This window comes from Bradyrhizobium sp. S3.3.6 (genome assembly GCF_040546905.1).
Taxonomy (GTDB): domain Bacteria; phylum Pseudomonadota; class Alphaproteobacteria; order Rhizobiales; family Xanthobacteraceae; genus Bradyrhizobium; species Bradyrhizobium cytisi.
Genome location: NZ_JBEPOT010000030.1, coordinates 1 through 2,420 on the forward strand (window position 1 = coordinate 1; position 2,420 = coordinate 2,420).

General features: G+C 66.9%; 2 protein-coding genes. Both read right to left on the reverse strand.

What is annotated here, in order from left to right; all coding sequences use genetic code 11:
* Positions 1-263: chemotaxis protein CheW (locus ABID59_RS37325; protein ID WP_354086665.1), on the reverse strand; the 263-nt coding region annotated here is incomplete at its 3' end.
* A gap of 27 nt (positions 264-290) precedes the next feature.
* A partial coding sequence (locus ABID59_RS37330; protein WP_354086666.1) for a hybrid sensor histidine kinase/response regulator occupies positions 291-2,420 on the reverse strand: 2,130 nt, incomplete at its 5' end.

Here is a 2,420-nt window from a genome sequence, read left to right on the forward strand (position 1 = left end):
TCGACGCCGACCGCCATCGGCACCTTGCCGTCCTCGGGCTTGGGCAGGCCGAGGCGGGCGCGCATGTCGACCACGGTGACGATGCGGCCGCGCAGGTTCAGCACGCCGGCGATCTCGCGCGAGGACAAGGGAACGCGGGTGACGCGCTCGGGCATGAACACGTCCTGGACGCGGGAGATCGGCAGGCCGAACAGCTGGCCGCCGATCATCGCGGTGACGTACTCGACCATGGCGCCTTCGCCGATCTGCATCTTCTTGCTCATCTCGGTCTCTCCTGATCCCTAAAGCCGTTACGCCGCTGCCCGGCTCAGCTCGGAGGCGCCGGCGGCGCCCGCGGTCTGTTCCTTCAGCGCCGCGATCAGGCCGGGACGGTCGAACTTGGCGACATAGTCGTGGAAGCCGGCCTGCCGGCCGCGCTCGATCGCTGCCGGCGACACCAGCGCGGAGAGGCCGATGATCGGCATCGCGCCCAGATTGCTGTCGGAGCGGATCACTTCGGCGAACTCGAACCCGTTCATGTCGGGCATCTCGATGTCGGTCAGCACCACGTCGAAGCTCTGCGCGCGCAGCGCCGCCAGGCCCTCCTGCGCGGTCGGCGCGGTGCGGACGCGGTAGCCGGCCGCTTTCAGCACCGGCGCCAGCATGTTGCGGAAGAACGCACTGTCGTCGACCAGCAGCACCGACTGCGAGTGCATCGACGGCTTCATCTCCTTGCGGGTGAACCAGTCGGCGAACGCCATCGGGAGGAAGTGGCCGACGTCGATCACCTCGGTGGCCTGGCTCTTGATCACGGCCGAGCCGAGGATGCCGGAAGACGAGCCGCCGACCTCGATGTTGAGCCGTTCCTCGACGATGTCGATGATCTCGTCGACGACGAGGCCCATGGAGCGGCCGTCGTCGGCGAACACCAGGATCGGCTGGGCGCCCTGGCTGGCGACGGTGACGCCGTCCATGGCCACCAGCGGCATCAGCTGCTCGCGGTACTGCACCATGTAGCGGCCGTTACTGAACTCGATCTTGTCGGCCGGGAGCTCCTCCAGGCGGGTGACGAGCCCGAGCGGGACCGCCTTGGGCTGGGACGAGCCGGCGCGGAACACCAAGAGCGAGGTGGTCTGCTCGCCGCTGCCGATGTGGTGCGCGCCATTGTCGTCGGCCATGTCGTGGGCCGAGGAGCCGGCGGCGCCGAGCGCTTTCGCAATGCCGTTGGGGTCGATGATCATGATGACCGCGCCATCGCCCAGGATGGTGTTGCCCGAGAACATGTCGATGTGACGCAGCTTCGTCGACATCGGCTTGACCACGATCTCTTCGGTGTGGAACACGCCGTCGACGACGATGCCGAAGGTCTGGCTGCCGACCTGCGTGACCACGATGAAGCCGTTCTCGGGATCGGAGGCCGCGCCGTCGTCGATCTTCAAGAGCTTCTTCAGGTGGATCAGCGGCAGCAGCTTGTTGCGCAGGCGCAGCACCGCGGTGTCCTTGATGCGCTCGATGCGGTGCTCCGAGTTGGCGCGGGCCCGGACCAGCTCGACCACCGCGAGCTGCGGGATCGCAAAGCGGTCGCCGGCGGCTTCCACGATCAGGGCGGAGACGATCGCAAGCGTCAGCGGGATCTTGATGGTGACGGAGGAGCCTTCGCCTGCGACCGACTTGATGTCGATGGTGCCGCCGATCTGGTCGATATTGGTGCGGACCACGTCCATGCCGACGCCGCGGCCGGAGACCGAGGTGATGGCGGCCGCGGTCGAGAAGCCCGGGGCGAAGATGAACTTGTGGATCTGGGCTTCCGACATCTTCTCCAGCTCGGCCTCGGTGGCGAGACCGGAGGAGACGGCCTTGGCCTTGATCCTCTCGGTGTTGAGGCCGCGGCCGTTGTCGGCGATGCAGATGATGATGTGGCCGCCTTCATGGTAGGCGGAGAGCCGGATGGTGCCCTGCTCACCCTTGCCGTTGGCGGTGCGCTCGGCGGGGGTCTCCAGGCCATGGTCGGCGGAGTTGCGCACCATGTGGGTGAGCGGGTCCTTGATCAGGTCGAGCACCTGGCGGTCGAGCTCGGTGTCGGCGCCGTGCATCTCCAGCTCGATCTGCTTGCCGAGCTCGCTCGAGAGATCGCGGACGATGCGGGGCAGCTTCTGCCAGGCATTGCCGATCGGCTGCATGCGCGTCTTCATGACGCCTTCCTGCAGCTCGGCGGTGACGTTGGACAGGCGCTGCAACGGCACCTTGAACTCGGTGTCCTCGTTGCGCCTTGAGATCTCCAGCAGCTGGTTGCGGGTCAGCACCAGCTCGGAGACCATGGTCATCAGATGCTCCAGCGTATCCACGTTGACGCGGATCGACTGGTTGGCGATGCGGTCGCCTTCGCTGGCCCCCTCGTCGGCCATCGACTTCTTCGGCGCGGCCTTCTCCTTGGGCGGCTT